This window comes from Leeuwenhoekiella sp. W20_SRS_FM14 (assembly GCF_052119605.1).
Lineage (GTDB): Bacteria > Bacteroidota > Bacteroidia > Flavobacteriales > Flavobacteriaceae > Leeuwenhoekiella.
In genome coordinates, this window is sequence record NZ_JBGQOK010000010.1 from 59815 (window position 1) to 76318 (window position 16504).

Here is a 16504-nt window from a genome sequence, read left to right on the forward strand (position 1 = left end):
CCTTTAGTTGATCCTAAATTTAATATATGTTATAGGTTTTCCTATTTCAAGATACTGTTTTTCATAAAAAGTCTGTATCTCAACCACTTCTTTTGGAGCATCGTGATTTATATAAATATTATGGTGTGCATATAAAATCTCGTGACCTAAACCTTCAAGCAGGCCTAAAGTGTAGCCATGCATATACTCGCTATCGGTTTTTAAATGCATCAAACCTTCAGGCTTTAATACCGTTTTATAGCGTTCTAAAAAATGTGGATTAGTCATGCGGTGTTTAGTACGCTTGTATTTTATTTGAGGATCAGGAAATGTAATCCATATTTCAGACACCTCATTTTCTGCAAATGCTTTATCTACCAACTCAATTTGAGTACGCATAAAACCTGCATTAGTAATTCCTTCTTCCAGGGCAGTTTTTGCACCTCTCCAGAAGCGAGCACCTTTTATATCTATTCCTAAAAAATTTTTCTCTGGAAAGCGTTTTGCAAGCCCTACGGTATACTCACCCTTTCCACAACCCAATTCAAGGACGATAGGCTGATCCTTTTTAAAAAAATCGCGATTCCAGTTTCCTTTTAAAGGAAACTCCTGATCTGTAAGGTCTTTTCGCTCAGGCTGTACGACATTACTAAATGTTTCATTCTCGCGAAAACGTCTTAATTTATTTTTACTTCCCAAACCAGGTCTCTAATTGATTAAAAAATTACGCGCCAAAGATACGAGTACTCTTGTAATAGTACCTGCTTTATTGAGATTGAAATACCAGATAACATAGAAATAACATATCTTAATATTTTTAAACCCTTAATTTTCAATAATTTAAACCTGGCGTATAATCTGTAAATAATAGAAAAAACTTAGTAGGTTTAATAGTTTAATAATCTATCGGAAACATTTGTGTTTGAGACTTGTCTCAATTTTGTAATGTGCAAAAATTAAAAACTATACTTGTAGCGCCTCTAAACTGGGGTTTGGGTCATGCAACGCGATGCGTGCCTATAATACGCGAGCTTCTATTTGAGGGGTTTGAGGTTATAGTTGCAAGTGATGGTCAGGCGTTAGAGTTGCTCAAAAAAGAGTTTCCGCAGTTAAGAGCTATAGAACTGCCTTCTTATAAAATTGAATATGCAAAAAACGGCAAACATTTTAAGTGGAAAATGTTATTGCGCAGTCCAAAAGTTTTAGCGGCTATTCGCAAAGAGCGGGAACAGTTAAAGAACCTGGTAAAGCTGAAAACTATTGACGGTGTTATTTCTGACAACAGATTAGGTCTGTATCACGCAGATATTCCTACCGTATTTATCACGCATCAATTGCAGGTATTAAGCGGAAAAACAACAAAGCTTACATCTGCGATGCACCGTAATTATATTAAACGTTTTGATGAATGCTGGGTTCCAGATTTTGAAAAAGAACCTAATCTTAGCGGAAAATTAGGACATCCTATAAACTACACGATCCCGGTAAAATATATAGGTGCTTTATCACGCCTAAAAGCAGAAGAACACAAATCTATTTACGATGTTATGGTTTTGCTAAGTGGTCCCGAACCTCAGCGCACCGAGCTCGAAGAAATATTAATGCATGAACTAAAGCACTATAAAGGTCAGGTCTTATTTGTACGTGGAGTAATTGAAGAAACGCAAACGAGTTATGTAAAAGACCATATGAAGATTGTAAACTATATGGAGTCTGCAGATTTGCAGTGTGCCTTGTGCTCTAGCGATCTTATAATAAGCAGATCTGGCTATACTACAGTAATGGATTTAGTAAAGCTAGGTAAAAAGGCTTTTTTTATACCTACTCCCGGCCAAACAGAACAGGAATATCTGGCAAAACGTTTTCAGAAAGCCGGGATAGTGCCCTATTCTGAACAGGAAAAATTTAGAATTAAAGACTTAAGTAAAGTGAAAGTCTATAGCGGCTTTAATAGATTATCCAATCAATGGGTCCTTGAAGAGGGTAGTTTCCGGAAGCTCTTCGGCCTTTTCGAGGGTAAAAGAAAACTCAGACCCCACTCCAAAATCACTTTCTATATAAATCTTTTCGTCATGGGCTTCAATAATGTGCTTGACGATAGAAAGACCTAAACCAGAACCGCCTTCGCGACGTGACCCACTTTTATCTACACGGTAAAAACGCTCAAATAAGCGCGGGATATGTTCTGAGGCAATACCTTCACCATTATCGGTTACCCGAACAATTACTTTGTTTTGTATTAAATTTTCTATGGAGACTTCAGTAGTACCGTCTTGCTTCCCATATTTAATAGAATTTACAATAAGGTTAGTAAGTAATTGCTGTATGCGCTCCCGGTCTGCATTTACCATTATAGGACCATTGTAAGGCATATCATAGGCCAGTGTAATATTCTTTTTAGCAGCTTTCATCTCTAGTAAGTCAAACGTGTTTTTTACAAGCTCAACCATATCAAAATACTCATAGCGTAAATTGAGATCTCCCACCTCTAACTTTGAGATCATATCAAGATCACTTACTAAATAAACTAGACGCTCTACGGCTGCTGCTGCACGCTTAAGATACTTTTTGCGTACCGTTTTATCTTTCATCGCCCCATCAAGCAAGGTATGTATATAACCCTGAGTGGTAAAAAGAGGTGTTTTGAGTTCATGAGCCACATTACCCATAAACTCCTTTCTGTACTCTTCCCGTATTTTTAACGATTCAATTTCTAATTTTTTACTGGCTGCAAAGCGCTCTACTTCTTTAGTAAGCGTTCCCATATCTGTTGTAACCTGCCCTCTTCTTAATGTGGTAACATCAAGTAGCGACACGTCATCATATATTTTTTTTACCCGTTTATAAATAAACTTTTCAACCCGAACCTGAAGAATAACAAACGAAAAACAAAAACTAAGGCAAAAAAAACTAATAAGCCAGGCAACACTTAACCGTCCTTCAGTATAGAAAAAAACGCCCACAAAGAGCGTTAAGAAAACAGTTATATAAAAGGCTGAAAAACCTGCAAAGCGATATGATTTTTTAAAATTAGCAGACATTAAACAACAAATTTATAACCTACACCTTTTATGGTTTTAAATCGTTTATCTCCTATTTTTTCACGTAGCTTTCTAATATGAACATCTATAGTTCTACCCCCTACAACAACCTCATTGCCCCACACTTTATCAAGAATATCTTCTCGTTTAAACACCTTACCGGGCTTTGAAGCTAATAGCGATAACAATTCAAATTCTTTTCTGGGAAGCACCAGTTCTTTCTTGTCTTTGATAATTTTATATTCTTCCCGATTTATAATAAGATCTCCTACTTTAACAAGCGCATCTCCCTCTTCTTCCTCTTTAAGTCTTCGCAGCAGGGCTTTTACTTTACTTACTAAAACTTTAGGCTTTATAGGTTTTGTAATGTAATCGTCTGCACCGGCATCGTAGCCTGCAACTTGAGAATAATCTTCGCCTCGTGCAGTTAAAAACGTGATTATGGTTTCTGTATGTTCAGGAAGTTTACGTATTTGCTCACATGCCTCGATACCATCCATCTCGGGCATCATAACATCTAAGATAATAAGATGTGGATTGTGCTTTTTAGCCATCTTAACACCTTCTTTACCGTTTTCTGCAGTTATAACCTGATAACCTTCATTACTAAGATTATACCCTACAATCTCCAGGATATCTGGCTCATCATCAACGAGCAAAATTTTAATTTCCTTTTTCTTCATGCGTATAAAGATTTAATGTAATCGTAAAGATAAGGTTTAAATCTTGGCACAGCATTGCTATTTACATTGGTAACATTTAGATAAAGTTGAGCAGCTTATTGCTAATATATAGGAAAAGAGACTTTCATTTTAAATACCTTTACAATCCTAATTTATGGTATGCATCCTAACGCAATTTTTGATATATCCAGTACGTCACAGTTTAAAGATATGGCACTACAATCTTTTAAACATCAGTGGCAATTTAACCCGGTTTACCGTAGGTTTTGCGATCATTTACAGGTTGATCCCGAGATGATTAATACAGTTGAAGAAATTCCGTTTTTACCCATTCAGTTCTTTAAACAATTTAATGTGTTGGCCTCTGCAGATCCCGTTCAAACTACATTTACAAGCAGTGGCACTACAGGAAGTATAACCAGCAAACATCACGTTACAGATCTTGATTTATACATAAAAAGTTTTCGCGAAAGCTTTAGGATACATTATGGAAACGTTAAAGAATATACCATACTCGCATTATTACCCTCCTATCTGGAGCGTGATGGATCTTCATTAATTTTAATGGTAGATCAACTCATTAAAGACAGCAATCAACCAGACAGTGGTTTTTATTTAAATGACCACGCAGCACTTAGTGAAAAATTAAAACGTCTTGATGCCGAAGGAAAAAAAGTGTTACTAATAGGTGTATCGTTTGCTTTATTAGATTTAGTTGAAGCGTTCAGGTTTAACCTGAATTCTACTATAATTATGGAAACAGGCGGTATGAAAGGCAGGCGGAAAGAACTTATACGCGAAGAGCTTCATCAGATCTTAAAGGAAGGTTTTGGTGTTAATGAAATTCACAGTGAATACGGTATGACCGAATTATTATCGCAGGGCTATTCAAACGGAAACGGGATCTTCACCACACCACCCTGGCTTCAGGTTTTTATGCGGGATACAGAAGACGCGCTGCAACTTGTAAAACCGGGAACTACAGGCGGAATAAATGTTATAGATCTCGCCAATCACAACTCCTGCCCGTTTATAGCAACTCAAGATTTAGGTAAAAAAATTGACGAAAATCGGTTTGAGATATTAGGCCGTTTTGACACCTCCGACATTCGCGGATGCAATCTAATGGTATTTTAAAAAAATAAAAAAAATGTGTAAGCTAACTAACGTATAAGCGACTATATAATCGTTCATAATTGATTGGTTAGTTAAGTTGAAAAACCCGGATACTTTAAGCTTTTAAAGTGCCGGGTTTTTTATGCTTAAATTTGTATTTGTCGCTCTATTTGCTGATTTAAAGAAATAAAGGTCTCGGTACGGGAAACGCCTTCAATAGCCTGTATTTTCTTATTGAGCAAATGCATCAAATGCTCATTGTTTTTACAGAGAATTTTAATAAAAACAGACCAGTTTCCTGTTGTGTAATGACATTCTATAACCTCAGGGATTTCCTCAAGTTGCTTTACCGCTTTAGGATTACTCATCGCCCTGTCTAAATAAATACCCACAAAGGCCATAGTATTATAGCCTAAAACCTTAGGGTCTACAATAAAACGAGAACCTGCTATTAATCCTGACTTTTCTAGTTTTCTAAGACGTTGATGAATTGCCGCACCAGAAATACCTACCTGCCGTGCAATCTCTAAAATAGGTTTTCGGGCATCCTCCATAAGTTGTCGCAAAATAATTTTATCAATTCCGTCAATTGCGATCTGTTCATTTACAATTTTCATAAAGCGCTATTTGTAACTAAAGTACTACTTCTACTTATATTAGTAAACCAACTGCCATTATAAGTGATGCGGATTATAACCTAAATAGGGAACTTCATATTCTCTAAATACAATACCGTAGTTTTCTAATTCTTTTAAAATAGGCTCATAAACCGCTCTAGTAACTGGAAGTTGCACTCCAGGCTGTGTAATTTCTTTATTTAAAATTTTTAATGTTGCTATAGCTACAGGCAACCCTACAGTTTTTGCCATTGCGGTATAGGTTTGATTCTCACCTACACTCACCATGGTAGCGTCTATTTGCTTTTGCGCTCCGTTTAATTCATACCCAAACTTGTGATACATCACAATCATATCCTTATCGGTTTCTTCTAAAGTCCATTTATCTTCAAGTATACGTTGCAAGCATTGCGCAGGAGTAGCGTTTTTAAGTCGCAGTAATTTTGAACCATTAAACAGGTCGAGTTCTAATAATTTATCCCACAACAAATCATCCTGATCTATTTTGAGCATGTGTCTTAATTTTAATTGGACTGAGTCTGTAGGAGAATAGGGCAAAAACAGATTTGTAAATTCCCTATAACTCATATGCTCTGTATCTTGTAATGTATAACTGTCATCGGTCATACCTAGCTGCACAAATAAATTCCAGGCTCTAGAAAAACCTACTCGACGCATCGTGCCTCTATATAAAGTAAGCACATCTTCAAGACCGTAAATGCTTCGGTATTTTAAAGAGTTGCGATTTGCGTATGCCTCAAAGCGACCGTGACCTTCAACATCCAGAAATTCGGTACGTCTAAAAAGACGGTGATAAGGTATGTATTTATAGGTTCCTTCCTGAATAAATTCTGCAACACCACCCTGCCCTGCCAGCACAACATTTCTAGGATTCCAGGTAAACTTATAATTCCACAAATTCGTATCGCTATCAGGAGCGAGCAAACCCCCGCAAAATGATTCAAACAGTACAATCTTTCCTCCCTGGTCTCGTATTCGATCTATAACCCGCATGGCACTCATGTGATCAATGCCGGGGTCAAGACCTATTTCATTCATAAAGATTAAGCCTTTTGCTTTCACAGCTTCATCTAACTGCAACATCTCATCACTTATATATGAGGCGGTAACCAGGCTTTTGCTCAATGTCAAACAGTCTTTGGCAACGGTATAATGTAGGTGTGCAGGCAACATGCTAACAACAATATCTACAGATGCGATTTGTTGTTGGCGGGCTTGAGCATCTAAGATGTTTAATGCTATCGCTTCGGCGTAAGATGTATTCTTTATTAAACGAGCGGCATTTTCTAGAATTTGATCTGCTACAATTAGTTGTAGTTGTTGTATTTCTGCCTTATCTAAAAGATATTGAATTAATTGCGCAGTAGATTTTCCGGCACCTATAATTAAGATTTTTCGCATAATAATGTTTTAATTTTGCCTGCGTTGAGTTACTAGAAAATTAGTCATTTGATAGCGCTTAAAAAAAGTTCTAATGAAAAGAAAAATTCTTATTACCGGTTCAATTTTAGGTTTAACAGCTGTGATCTTAGGAGCATTTGGTGCTCACGGGCTTAAGGAAAGTCTAAGTACTGAAGCTATAAATTCTTTTGAAACAGGAGTACGTTATCAAATGTATCATTCTTTTTTATTACTTATTGCCGGTAGTTTTTTACCCTTAAATTTAAAAGCACTAAAAACTGTTTTCTATTTTGTGATTAGCGGCGTTCTACTTTTTAGCGGCTCAATTTACTTGATAACCTCAAAACCCCTTACCGGAATAGATATTTCTGCTATAGGTTGGATAACACCCATAGGAGGAGCACTACTTATATCTGCCTGGATTTGCATCTGTTACACCCTTATCAAATCTGCAAAATAATTAGTTAAAATTAAATTATTTGCGAAAATAAAGACTTAATTTTGCCACGTATTTACTAAAAATTCAATTTTATGGCTTCAAGCGCCCTATTAACGAAAACGATTGCGTTATCAAAATACGGAATCAAAAATGCCACAACTTATTATCAATTAGAACCGGAAGAGCTTCAATCTATTAGTGTAGATCTGGGTCAGGGTCAAGAAACCGCTACAGGTGCCCTGGCTATAGAAACAGGCAAATTTACCGGAAGATCACCTAAAGATCGTTTTATTGTAATTGATGAAATTACTCGTGACGATGTCTGGTGGGGAGATATCAACATCCCGTTTGACAGTCAAAAATTTAGTCATCTTAAGGAAAAAATGACAACCTATTTATCTGATCGAAACTTATATGTGCGCGATGCGTTTGCTTGTGCAGATACGCGATTTCGTTTAGGCATACGTGTCATTAATGAGCATCCCTGGTCTAATCTCTTTGCATACAATATGTTTTTGCGCCCTAACGAGCAAGAACTTGAAAATTTTAAAGAAGATTGGCTCATTATAAATGCTCCTGGCTTTAAAGCAAATCCAGAGTTAGACGGTACACGGCAGGAAAATTTTGCTATTGTAAATTTTAAAGAAAGAATAATCTTAATAGGCGGAACTGGTTATACCGGTGAAATTAAAAAAGGGATATTTTCAGTTCTCAATTTCTTACTACCTACCGAAAAAAATGCACTTCCTATGCACTGTTCTGCAAATGTGGGAGCAGATGGGCAAACTGCATTATTCTTTGGTTTATCAGGAACCGGTAAAACAACATTAAGTGCAGATCCCAAACGAAAACTAATAGGAGATGATGAGCATGGCTGGTCTGCAGATAATTCTATTTTTAATTTTGAAGGAGGCTGCTATGCAAAAGTGATCAACCTTTCTAAAGAACAAGAGCCAGATATTTTTAATGCAATTAAAAAAGGTGCTCTTTTAGAAAATGTGGTTTTAAATGATGACAACTCTGTAGATTTTGAAGACACATCAATTACCCAAAACACGCGTGTAAGCTACCCCATACACCACATAAAAAACATTCAAAATCCTTCGACAGGGACTACCCCTAAAAATATTTTCTTCTTAACAGCAGATGCGTTTGGGGTGTTACCTCCCATTTCAAAACTAACACCTGGTCAGGCAGCCTATCATTTTATTAGTGGCTATACCGCTAAAGTTGCAGGTACAGAAGCCGGTGTTCAAGAACCTATACCTTCATTTTCGGCTTGTTTTGGAGCACCATTTATGCCTTTGCACCCAACACGTTATGCCGAAATGTTAAGCGAAAAAATGAAAGCTGCCAATGTAAACGTATGGCTGGTAAATACAGGCTGGACAGGCGGATCTTACGGTGTAGGGGAGCGTATGCCTTTAAAATATACCCGTACTATGATAAATGCAGCATTAAACGGTGATTTAGGCCCATTAAATTATGAGAACTATCACATACACTCTGTTTTTGGCCTTGCACAACCGCGTACCTGCCCGGAAATTCCTAATTATATTTTGAGCCCACGACAGTCCTGGGATAATGAAGATGCGTATTACAAGACTGCTTTTAAGCTTGCCGCAGCATTCAAAGAAAACTTTAAAAAGTTTGAGGCATTTGCAAGTGATGAGATTATGGCTGGGCAGCCACCTTTAGGATAAATCTTAAAATACAATCACTTAAAAAGGCTCCTTAAAGGAGCCTTTTTTTATGAGTTAAAGTAGAAAACTACTTTTTACTATTTACATCATCAATGTATTTCTCAAGAGCCATAGTCATAGACGGTGTTTCTGGAGTTGGCGCCATAATATCTACTTTAAGACCAGCATCTTCAACAGCCTTAACGGTTGAATTACCAAAGACAGCAATACGCGTATCGTTTTGCTTAAAGTCTGGAAAATTCTCAAAAAGAGATTTTATTCCGCTAGGGCTAAAAAATACCAATACATCATAAGTCACATTTTTTAAATGTGATAAATCACTTACAACTGTACGATAGAAAATACCTCTATCCCAGGTAAGCTTTAAATCATTAAGAACCGCAGGAACTTCAGGCTTTAAAACATCTGAAGAAGGCAATAAAAACTTCTCTGTTTTATACTTTTTTAAAATCGTTGACATTTCAGTAAACGTACGTTTACCCACATAAATTTTACGCTTACGGTAAACCACATATTTCTGAAGATAATACGCAACAGCTTCACTTTGACAGAAATATTTTAACGAATCTGGAACTTTAAAACGCATCTCATCGGCGATTCTGAAGAAATTATCGACAGCATTACGACTTGTTAAGATAATTGCCGTGTATTTATTCAGGTCGATTTTTTGATGCCTAACTTCCTTCCCAGACACACCCTCTACGTGGATAAAAGGCACAAAATCAACTTTAACACGCTTCTTCTCTTGCAGTTCAAAATAGGGGGAATTCTCAACTTTTGGCTCTGGTTGTGATACCAAAATAGTCTTCACTTTCATAGACATTCAAATTTGTTTAATTAACTCCCATACTAAACACCTTATATAAAATGAAGTAGGGTGCAATTTCAAGTGCGCAAAGGTACAAAATAAAATAAAAGAGATTGAAATAAATCAACTTTTCATATTTACGCAACGTATTGAAAAGACTGATTAAATTGAATAAAACAAAAACTCCGATTATTATTTTTATTAATATCAAACTAGGGTTTATTCCGTAGACAAACAACGCATTAACTGGTAATAAAAGCAGCGCAAAAAAGCTTCGGTAACTCAGTTTTTGAAATTGGTAGGAACTTAAAACGTGCTCACCATTAAATAAAACACCCATCATGCGCTCAATAAAAAATTTTAGCGCAATAAATACCACGTAAACTAATGCGATGCGTATATATAATAAAACCGGACTTATTTCTACAGCTATACCAAAACGCGTAAGTGCAATCTGAATAAAGAGAGACACCGATAATAGCTGGGCTACAAAAAGTATTAAATTAAACGGATCTTGAAATTTAATTTCCTTATTGGCCTTAAGAAGATACTTTTCATTGACAAGTAGCTCTGTAAAATCTATAAAACGAGTCTCGTAGGCAACTTTAACCAGTACTATAAGTACCAGACATGCAACAAATACAATGGTAATCCAGTCATTACTAATAAAACTGCGTTCTAGAGCTTGCACGATGCTGTTAATTGAGAGGTTAAAATTAATATAATTCAGAGAGTTTAGACGATTGCAGCAGACAATTAACGTGCAAAATAATTACATTTGCGCTTAAATTACATACGATGGCAGGTTCGCTCGTCATAATCCCAACCTATAACGAAGCAGAGAATATTGAAAAGTTAGTGCGTAATATATTTGCGCAACAACGTGCATTTGAAGTACTGGTAGTTGACGACAATTCACCAGATGGTACAGCTCAACTTGTTACCGCTTTACAACAGGAGTTTAGAAACAACTTACACTTAATTGAAAGACCCGGAAAAAATGGTTTAGGCACTGCATACATTGTAGGTTTTAAATGGGCTTTGAGTAAAGAATACAGCTATATTTTTGAGATGGACGCAGACTTCTCTCATTCACCTAATGATTTAATACGCTTATACAATGCCTGCGCAAAAGGAAATGCAGATCTTGCTATAGGCTCCAGATATAAAACAGGAGTTAATGTTGTAAACTGGCCAATGGGAAGAGTTTTATTATCTTATGTAGCTTCAAAATATGTTCGATTTATAACTGGGCTCGATATTGCAGATACAACAGCTGGTTTTATTTGTTATAAACGTGAAGTTTTAGAGCAGATAACACTCGATAAAATTAAATTTGTAGGGTATGCTTTTCAGATTGAAATGAAATTTAAGGCACATCTCCTGGGTTTTAAGATTTCTGAAGTGCCGGTGATATTTGTAGACAGAACACGGGGTACCAGCAAAATGAGTACAGGGATATTTAGTGAAGCCGTTTTTGGAGTAATAGGAATGAAGATTAAAAGTCTTTTTAAAGGATACGCGATATAGAATGGAAAAAGTACTAATTAAGGACGCAAACATAGTTAATGAAGGCTCAATTATGCGCGGTGACGTATATATTGAGAATGGTATTATTATGGAAGTGAGTCAGAATTTGAGCGTTAAAAGCCCAGATGTACACGTTTTTGATGCCGAAGGACAACATTTGTTACCTGGTGTTATTGACGATCAGGTTCATTTTAGAGAACCCGGTCTTACACACAAGGCATCTATAGCAACAGAGTCTGCTGCCGCAGTTGCAGGAGGTATTACTTCCTTTATAGAAATGCCTAATACAGTACCGCAAACTACTACTATAGAAAAGTTAGAAGAAAAATTTAGTATTGCCGCAGAGACTTCTTACGCAAACTATTCATTCATGTTTGGTGGCACAAATGATAATCTTGCCGAAATTAAAAAGGTAGATAAGAAAAAAGTTGCCGGTTTAAAGCTCTTTTTAGGAAGTTCTACAGGTAATATGCTGGTAGATGATGAAGAGGTTCTGCGTGAAATTTTTAAAAGTACAGATCTTTTAATCTCGGTACATTGCGAAGACGAGGAGACTATACGTGAAAATTTAGCAATTTACACAGAGCGTTATGGTGATGATATTCCTATTAATATGCACCCTATTATACGTAGTGCCGAAGCATGTTATATATCTTCATCTCGAGCAATTGCCTTAGCTAAAGAAACGGGAGCCAGACTCCATGTTTTTCACCTATCTACTGCAAAAGAAATGGAGCTGTTTGACAATAAGACACCTCTAAAAGATAAAAAAATTACTGCCGAAGTTTGCATACACCACCTGTGGTTTAGCGATGCAGATTATGAAGAAAAAGGCACTCTTATAAAATGGAATCCTGCTGTAAAAACTCAGGCAGATCAAGATGCGTTGTGGGAAGCATTACTGGATGACCGCTTAGATGTCATTGCAACAGATCACGCACCACATACTTTAGAAGAGAAACAAAACGTATACACAAAAGCACCTAGTGGTGGTCCCCTAGTACAACATGCACTGCCGGCTATGCTAGAAATGTATCACGAAGAAAAAATAAGTCTTGAGAAGATTGTAGAAAAAATGTGTCACAACCCTGCTATTCTTTTTGAAGTAGAAAAGCGCGGTTTTATCAAGCCGGGTTATTTTGCAGACCTGGTTATGGTTGATCTTTATAACCCCTGGACGGTTACCACAGACAATATTTTGTATAAATGCAAATGGTCTCCATTTGAAGGAAGCACGTTTAAATCACGTATTACACATACTTTTGTAAATGGTAGATTAGCATACAAAAACTTTAAAGTTTATGACGATAAGTTTGCAAAGCGTTTAACCTTTAACCGATGAAAAGAACGGGCTATATAGTTATGCTCTCGCTACTGCTCCTGCTGGGTTGTAACGACATTCAGAAGCCTAAAAAGCCTGATAATTTTATCAAGAAAGATCTTATGACAGACATTTTGTATGATGTCTCGATTATGCGTACCCTTAGAACGTACAATATGAATGAGATGCGAAGCCTGGGTATTGAGCCAGACTCCTTCATTTATAAAAAATACGATATAGACAGTTTACAGTTTGCAGAAAGCATAAATTACTACAGTGTCAATTTTAATGAGTTTACAGCGATTTGGGAAGAAGTAAGCAAAAGACTTACCGAGCAGCGCGATAAACTTCAGTTTGCACAAAATGATCAAGACAGCATTCGCAATGTAGAATCTAAATTTAAAAGAGATTCTATACGCAAACAAGTTCAACTTAAAGACAGCCTTTCAAAAATTGAACCTGCACAAGACTCCCTTCTTACTCCTATTGGCGATTAAAATGATTGGCAATTCGGTTAATCGTTTCTTCTAAGGGGGTATATTTAAAAGCTAGCTGATTCTTTATTTTTGTAGTGTCATAAATCACCTGAGTATAAGCAGAGCGTGCAGTAGTTCTAAACAAACGTCGCTTTTTACCAAAGAGACTTGCTACCCAATCGAGACGCCAGGCTAACTCTAGCTGCCATTTTTTTACCTTTTTAGTTGGAAGTGCTACCTGCAACGCAATTGCAATTTGTTCAAATACCTGTTTAAAACCCAGGTTATGACCTACTAAAATATAACGCTCATTTACTTGCTTGCTCCGCATAAGCAAAATCATTGCATTTACCACATCTAAAACATCTACAAAACCAGAAGAACCCGGGACTACGTAATCAAGACCCTTTTTAATTTTTTTAAAGAACACACCACTACCCTGTTTGTAGAACCCTTCACCTAAAATTATTCCAGGATTAACAATTACAACATCAAGACCTTCCTGCGTGCCTCGCCATACCTGCATTTCTGAAGCAAACTTGCTAATGCTGTAAACGCTGTTTTCTTTGTTAGCTTCCCAGTGTGTCTCTTCTGTTATTGCCCCTTTAGAATTACCTAAGGCTGCCACAGAACTCACATAGCATACTTTTGTAACCTTATTTTTAATGCAAAGATTAATCACATTTGCTGTACCTTCTACATTAATTTTTTGTAGCCTTTCAAAATCCCTGGGGTTAAACGATATAAGCGCTGCACAGTGATACACAAAGGTTATGTCATCAAATGCTTCAGTAAGCGCAGGAATATCTGTAACATCTGCTTCTACCCACTCTATATGTTCAAAAAGTAACGCTGCCTGTTTTGTATTCTCTTTAGCTTTCCATTTAAATAAATCGCGTACCGGCTCAATACTTTCAATTGTTCTATAGGTAGCACGTAGTTTTGTTTCGCCCTGAGCGATCAATTCATACATTAAATGCGAGCCAACTAAGCCTGTTCCTCCAGTTACTAAAATCATGGGCACTAAGTTAACGATATTCTTGCGTTCTTGTCGCGATGCTTTGCGCAATATCTTTATCTTTGCGCGCTTATTAATCGCACTTTAAGCATGTCTTACAGGCATTAATTTGACAGCTAAAAAGTCGAACTAGTTTAATCTCGATTATCGAGTAAAATCGCAGAAAACCGTAATTATGATTACCAATTTTATTGAAGAACTTAAATGGCGCGGAATGATTCACGACGTGATGCCGGGCACCGAAGAACACCTTATGGAGCAAATGCGCTCTGCCTATGTAGGATTTGACCCTACCGCAGATAGTTTGCATATAGGGAACCTGGTTCCTATTATGATTTTGGCTCATTATCAACGCTGCGGTCATAAACCTTTTGCGCTGGTAGGTGGTGCTACAGGCATGATAGGTGATCCTTCCGGGAAGTCTAGCGAGCGTAATTTACTTGACGAAAAAACATTACGCCACAATCAGGAATGTGTAAAAGGACAACTTTCTCAATTTTTAGATTTTACCTCGGGTGCTGCAAATCAGGCCGTATTGGTAAATAATTACGACTGGATGAAAGATATTTCTTTCCTCGATTTCATTCGCGATGTAGGTAAACACATTACCGTAAATTATATGATGGCTAAAGATTCGGTTAAAAACCGGTTATCTGGTGATTCTGAATCACGAGGCGATGGGATGTCCTTTACCGAATTTACCTACCAGTTGGTTCAGGGTTATGACTTTTATCATTTGTATAAAGAACACGGTCTTACCCTTCAAATGGGCGGTAGTGATCAGTGGGGAAATATCACTACGGGTACCGAAATGATACGCCGTATAGGCGAGGGTAAAGGGTATGCACTTACCTGCCCGCTTATCACAAAATCAGACGGAAGCAAGTTTGGTAAAAGTGAAGGTGGCAATGTATGGCTAGATGCAGAACGCACTTCTCCTTATAAATTTTATCAATACTGGTTAAATACCAGCGATGAAGACGCCGCTAAATACATTAAGATTTTTACCTTTTTAGAAAAGGAAGAGATCGAAAACCTAATTGCAACTCACCAGGAAGCACCTCATCAACGTGCTTTACAAAAGCGTCTTGCTGAGGAGGTGACACTCACCGTACACAGCGCAGAAGATCTTGAAAATGCCGTAAAAGCGTCTGAAATTCTCTTCGGAAAATCTACAGCTGCAAACTTAAAAGCACTTAATGAGAAAACCTTTTTAGATGTTTTTGAAGGTGTACCGCAAGCGGAAGTTAGCCGTGGGGAGGTTGAAGCAGGATTAGATATCGTAAGTGCTCTTTCTGAAAAAACCGGATTTTTAAAGTCTAACGGAGAAGCAAAACGCGCATTAAAGCAAAAATCAATTTCTGTAAATCAGGAAAAAGTAGCAGATGGTCACAGCATCACTACCGAAGATTTAATCAACAACCGATTTATTTTATTACAGAGCGGTAAGAAAAATTACTTTGTGATTCGCGTGATGGATTAAATTCGTTTATACATCAAAAAAAAAGCCGCAAACAGAATCGTACTGTTTGCGGCTTTTTTTTTTATTTTCTACTTGAACTATCTTCTTCCGCCAAAAACCTGTAGTGCGAAATACAATAGAGTTGCTAACGATCCTATTGCTGCCACCACGTATGTACGTGCCGCCCATTTTAAAGAATCTTTAGCCCCTGCGTGTTCCTGACTGGTCAACATATTAGATGATTCTAACCAGGCCAAGGCACGATTACTCGCATCATATTCTACGGGCAACGTAATAAAAGCAAATAATGTTCCCATTGCAAATAAACCAAGACCTATTACAGCGACGGTAAAACCTACTCCACTACTTATAATTGACATCAACACAAAGCCTCCTATAATTACAAACATAGACATACGTGATGCTACACTTACTACGGGCACTAGCGTAGAACGCATAGTTAACCAACTGTAAGCTTGTGCGTGTTGTACCGCGTGCCCACACTCGTGCGCCGCTACTGCAGCTGCCGCTGCATTACGCTGATTATAAACCGGCTCACTTAAATTAACCGTTTTGTTTGCAGGATTGTAATGATCTGTTAACTGGCCTTGTACCGATATTACTTTTACATCATTAATCCCATTATCACTAAGCATTTTACGGGCAATTTCCGCACCGCTCATACCATTTTGTAAATGTATTTGTGAGTATTCTTTAAACTTGCTTTTTAATTTATTACTCACTAACCAACTCACCAGTGCAATTGCACCTATGAGAATATAATATCCCATCATAACTTTAAATTTTAAGTAGTATAAAACTAATCATTAATTAGCAAAAAATAAGCCAAAACGAAAGCTGTCGTTTTGGCTTATTTTCCCTCATCCCC

General features: G+C 37.1%; 16 protein-coding genes and 1 pseudogene. 8 read left to right on the forward strand and 9 right to left on the reverse strand.

Features of this window, described 5'->3' with window-relative positions:
- Positions 1–3: 3 nt before the first annotated feature.
- A complete protein-coding gene (gene trmB, locus ACEN25_RS15295; RefSeq protein WP_441803673.1) occupies positions 4–678 on the reverse strand; it encodes a tRNA (guanosine(46)-N7)-methyltransferase TrmB in 675 nt (224 codons plus the stop codon).
- Between the two features lie 902 nt (positions 679–1580).
- Between trmB and ACEN25_RS15300 the strand changes: the two are divergent.
- Positions 1581–1847, forward strand: a pseudogene (locus tag ACEN25_RS15300) (glycosyltransferase); the annotation flags it as partial.
- Between the two features lie 87 nt (positions 1848–1934).
- Here ACEN25_RS15300 and ACEN25_RS15305 read toward each other — a convergent pair.
- Together ACEN25_RS15305 and ACEN25_RS15310 are read right to left on the reverse strand one after the other, a co-directional pair.
- The gene (locus tag ACEN25_RS15305) at positions 1935–3020 is read right to left on the reverse strand and encodes a sensor histidine kinase (protein WP_441803674.1); all 1086 of its coding nucleotides are present in this window, start codon (positions 3018–3020) and stop codon (positions 1935–1937) included.
- Complete coding sequence (locus tag ACEN25_RS15310; RefSeq protein WP_441803675.1) at positions 3020–3703, reverse strand: response regulator transcription factor; 684 nt, start codon at positions 3701–3703, stop codon at positions 3020–3022. The genes ACEN25_RS15305 and ACEN25_RS15310 overlap by 1 nt, the downstream gene beginning before the upstream one ends.
- Before the next feature lie 159 nt (positions 3704–3862).
- On the opposite strand from ACEN25_RS15310, the gene ACEN25_RS15315 reads away from it, so the two are divergent.
- Positions 3863–4840, forward strand: coding sequence for a LuxE/PaaK family acyltransferase (locus ACEN25_RS15315; RefSeq protein ID WP_441803676.1), 978 nt, complete (start codon positions 3863–3865; stop codon positions 4838–4840).
- A gap of 125 nt (positions 4841–4965) precedes the next feature.
- Here ACEN25_RS15315 and ACEN25_RS15320 read toward each other — a convergent pair whose 3' ends face one another.
- Together ACEN25_RS15320 and ACEN25_RS15325 are read right to left on the reverse strand one after the other, a co-directional pair.
- Positions 4966–5436: an Lrp/AsnC ligand binding domain-containing protein gene (locus ACEN25_RS15320; RefSeq protein ID WP_441803677.1), complete on the reverse strand. Its 471-nt coding sequence runs from the start codon at positions 5434–5436 to the stop codon at positions 4966–4968.
- Positions 5437–5493: 57 nt separating this feature from the next.
- Positions 5494–6858 (reverse strand): saccharopine dehydrogenase family protein, encoded by a 1365-nt coding sequence (locus tag ACEN25_RS15325; protein WP_441803678.1) that lies wholly within the window; start codon positions 6856–6858, stop codon positions 5494–5496.
- Positions 6859–6931: 73 nt separating this feature from the next.
- Between ACEN25_RS15325 and ACEN25_RS15330 the strand changes: the two genes are divergently transcribed.
- Positions 6932–7318 carry a DUF423 domain-containing protein gene (locus ACEN25_RS15330; protein ID WP_441803679.1) on the forward strand — a complete coding sequence of 129 codons (387 nt, stop codon included), beginning with the start codon at positions 6932–6934 and terminating at the stop codon, positions 7316–7318.
- Positions 7319–7389: 71 nt separating this feature from the next.
- Positions 7390–9000 (forward strand): phosphoenolpyruvate carboxykinase (ATP), encoded by a 1611-nt coding sequence (gene pckA / locus ACEN25_RS15335; protein WP_441803680.1) that lies wholly within the window; start codon positions 7390–7392, stop codon positions 8998–9000.
- 67 nt (positions 9001–9067) lie between these two features.
- Here pckA and ACEN25_RS15340 read toward each other — a convergent pair whose 3' ends face one another.
- Positions 9068–9817 (reverse strand): uroporphyrinogen-III synthase, encoded by a 750-nt coding sequence (locus ACEN25_RS15340; protein ID WP_441803681.1) that lies wholly within the window; start codon positions 9815–9817, stop codon positions 9068–9070.
- A 16-nt stretch (positions 9818–9833) separates the two neighbouring features.
- Positions 9834–10499 (reverse strand): DUF4271 domain-containing protein, encoded by a 666-nt coding sequence (locus tag ACEN25_RS15345; RefSeq protein ID WP_441803682.1) that lies wholly within the window; start codon positions 10497–10499, stop codon positions 9834–9836.
- Between the two features lie 107 nt (positions 10500–10606).
- On the opposite strand from ACEN25_RS15345, the gene ACEN25_RS15350 reads away from it, so the two are divergent.
- The 3 genes from ACEN25_RS15350 to ACEN25_RS15360 are packed head-to-tail and all read left to right on the forward strand — an operon-like array spanning position 10607 to position 13156.
- The gene (locus ACEN25_RS15350; protein WP_441803683.1) at positions 10607–11338 is read left to right on the forward strand and encodes a polyprenol monophosphomannose synthase; all 732 of its coding nucleotides are present in this window, start codon (positions 10607–10609) and stop codon (positions 11336–11338) included.
- Position 11339: 1 nt separating this feature from the next.
- Positions 11340–12680, forward strand: coding sequence for a dihydroorotase (locus ACEN25_RS15355; protein ID WP_441803684.1), 1341 nt, complete (start codon positions 11340–11342; stop codon positions 12678–12680).
- Complete coding sequence (locus tag ACEN25_RS15360; RefSeq protein ID WP_441803685.1) at positions 12677–13156, forward strand: DUF4296 domain-containing protein; 480 nt, start codon at positions 12677–12679, stop codon at positions 13154–13156. Before ACEN25_RS15355 ends, ACEN25_RS15360 begins: the two co-directional genes overlap by 4 nt.
- Here the strand turns inward: ACEN25_RS15360 and ACEN25_RS15365 are convergent.
- Positions 13143–14153, reverse strand: a complete 1011-nt coding sequence (locus tag ACEN25_RS15365; RefSeq protein ID WP_441803686.1) for an NAD-dependent epimerase/dehydratase family protein — start codon at positions 14151–14153, stop codon at positions 13143–13145. The genes ACEN25_RS15360 and ACEN25_RS15365 overlap by 14 nt on opposite strands.
- 175 nt (positions 14154–14328) lie before the next feature.
- Between ACEN25_RS15365 and tyrS the strand changes: the two genes are divergently transcribed.
- A complete protein-coding gene (tyrS, locus tag ACEN25_RS15370) occupies positions 14329–15636 on the forward strand; it encodes a tyrosine--tRNA ligase (RefSeq protein ID WP_441803687.1) in 1308 nt (435 codons plus the stop codon).
- A 77-nt stretch (positions 15637–15713) separates the two neighbouring features.
- On the opposite strand, the gene ACEN25_RS15375 is transcribed toward tyrS, so the two are convergent.
- Positions 15714–16409 (reverse strand): zinc metallopeptidase, encoded by a 696-nt coding sequence (locus tag ACEN25_RS15375; protein ID WP_441803688.1) that lies wholly within the window; start codon positions 16407–16409, stop codon positions 15714–15716.
- Positions 16410–16504: the final 95 nt, after the last annotated feature.

Excerpts from the sequence above, each read along its gene's own strand:
- ACEN25_RS15305 (WP_441803674.1), bottom strand. The coding sequence starts at position 3,020 with ATGTCTGCTAATTTTAAAAAATCATATCGCTTTGCAGGTTTTTCAGCC.
- ACEN25_RS15310 (WP_441803675.1), bottom strand. The coding sequence starts at position 3,703 with ATGAAGAAAAAGGAAATTAAAATTTTGCTCGTTGATGATGAGCCAGAT.
- ACEN25_RS15315 (WP_441803676.1), top strand. The coding sequence starts at position 3,863 with ATGCATCCTAACGCAATTTTTGATATATCCAGTACGTCACAGTTTAAA.
- ACEN25_RS15320 (WP_441803677.1), bottom strand. The coding sequence starts at position 5,436 with ATGAAAATTGTAAATGAACAGATCGCAATTGACGGAATTGATAAAATT.
- ACEN25_RS15325 (WP_441803678.1), bottom strand. The coding sequence starts at position 6,858 with ATGCGAAAAATCTTAATTATAGGTGCCGGAAAATCTACTGCGCAATTA.
- ACEN25_RS15330 (WP_441803679.1), top strand. The coding sequence starts at position 6,932 with ATGAAAAGAAAAATTCTTATTACCGGTTCAATTTTAGGTTTAACAGCT.
- pckA (WP_441803680.1), top strand. The coding sequence starts at position 7,390 with ATGGCTTCAAGCGCCCTATTAACGAAAACGATTGCGTTATCAAAATAC.
- ACEN25_RS15340 (WP_441803681.1), bottom strand. The coding sequence starts at position 9,817 with ATGAAAGTGAAGACTATTTTGGTATCACAACCAGAGCCAAAAGTTGAG.
- ACEN25_RS15350 (WP_441803683.1), top strand. The coding sequence starts at position 10,607 with ATGGCAGGTTCGCTCGTCATAATCCCAACCTATAACGAAGCAGAGAAT.
- ACEN25_RS15355 (WP_441803684.1), top strand. The coding sequence starts at position 11,340 with ATGGAAAAAGTACTAATTAAGGACGCAAACATAGTTAATGAAGGCTCA.
- ACEN25_RS15360 (WP_441803685.1), top strand. The coding sequence starts at position 12,677 with ATGAAAAGAACGGGCTATATAGTTATGCTCTCGCTACTGCTCCTGCTG.
- ACEN25_RS15365 (WP_441803686.1), bottom strand. The coding sequence starts at position 14,153 with ATGATTTTAGTAACTGGAGGAACAGGCTTAGTTGGCTCGCATTTAATG.
- tyrS (WP_441803687.1), top strand. The coding sequence starts at position 14,329 with ATGATTACCAATTTTATTGAAGAACTTAAATGGCGCGGAATGATTCAC.
- ACEN25_RS15375 (WP_441803688.1), bottom strand. The coding sequence starts at position 16,409 with ATGATGGGATATTATATTCTCATAGGTGCAATTGCACTGGTGAGTTGG.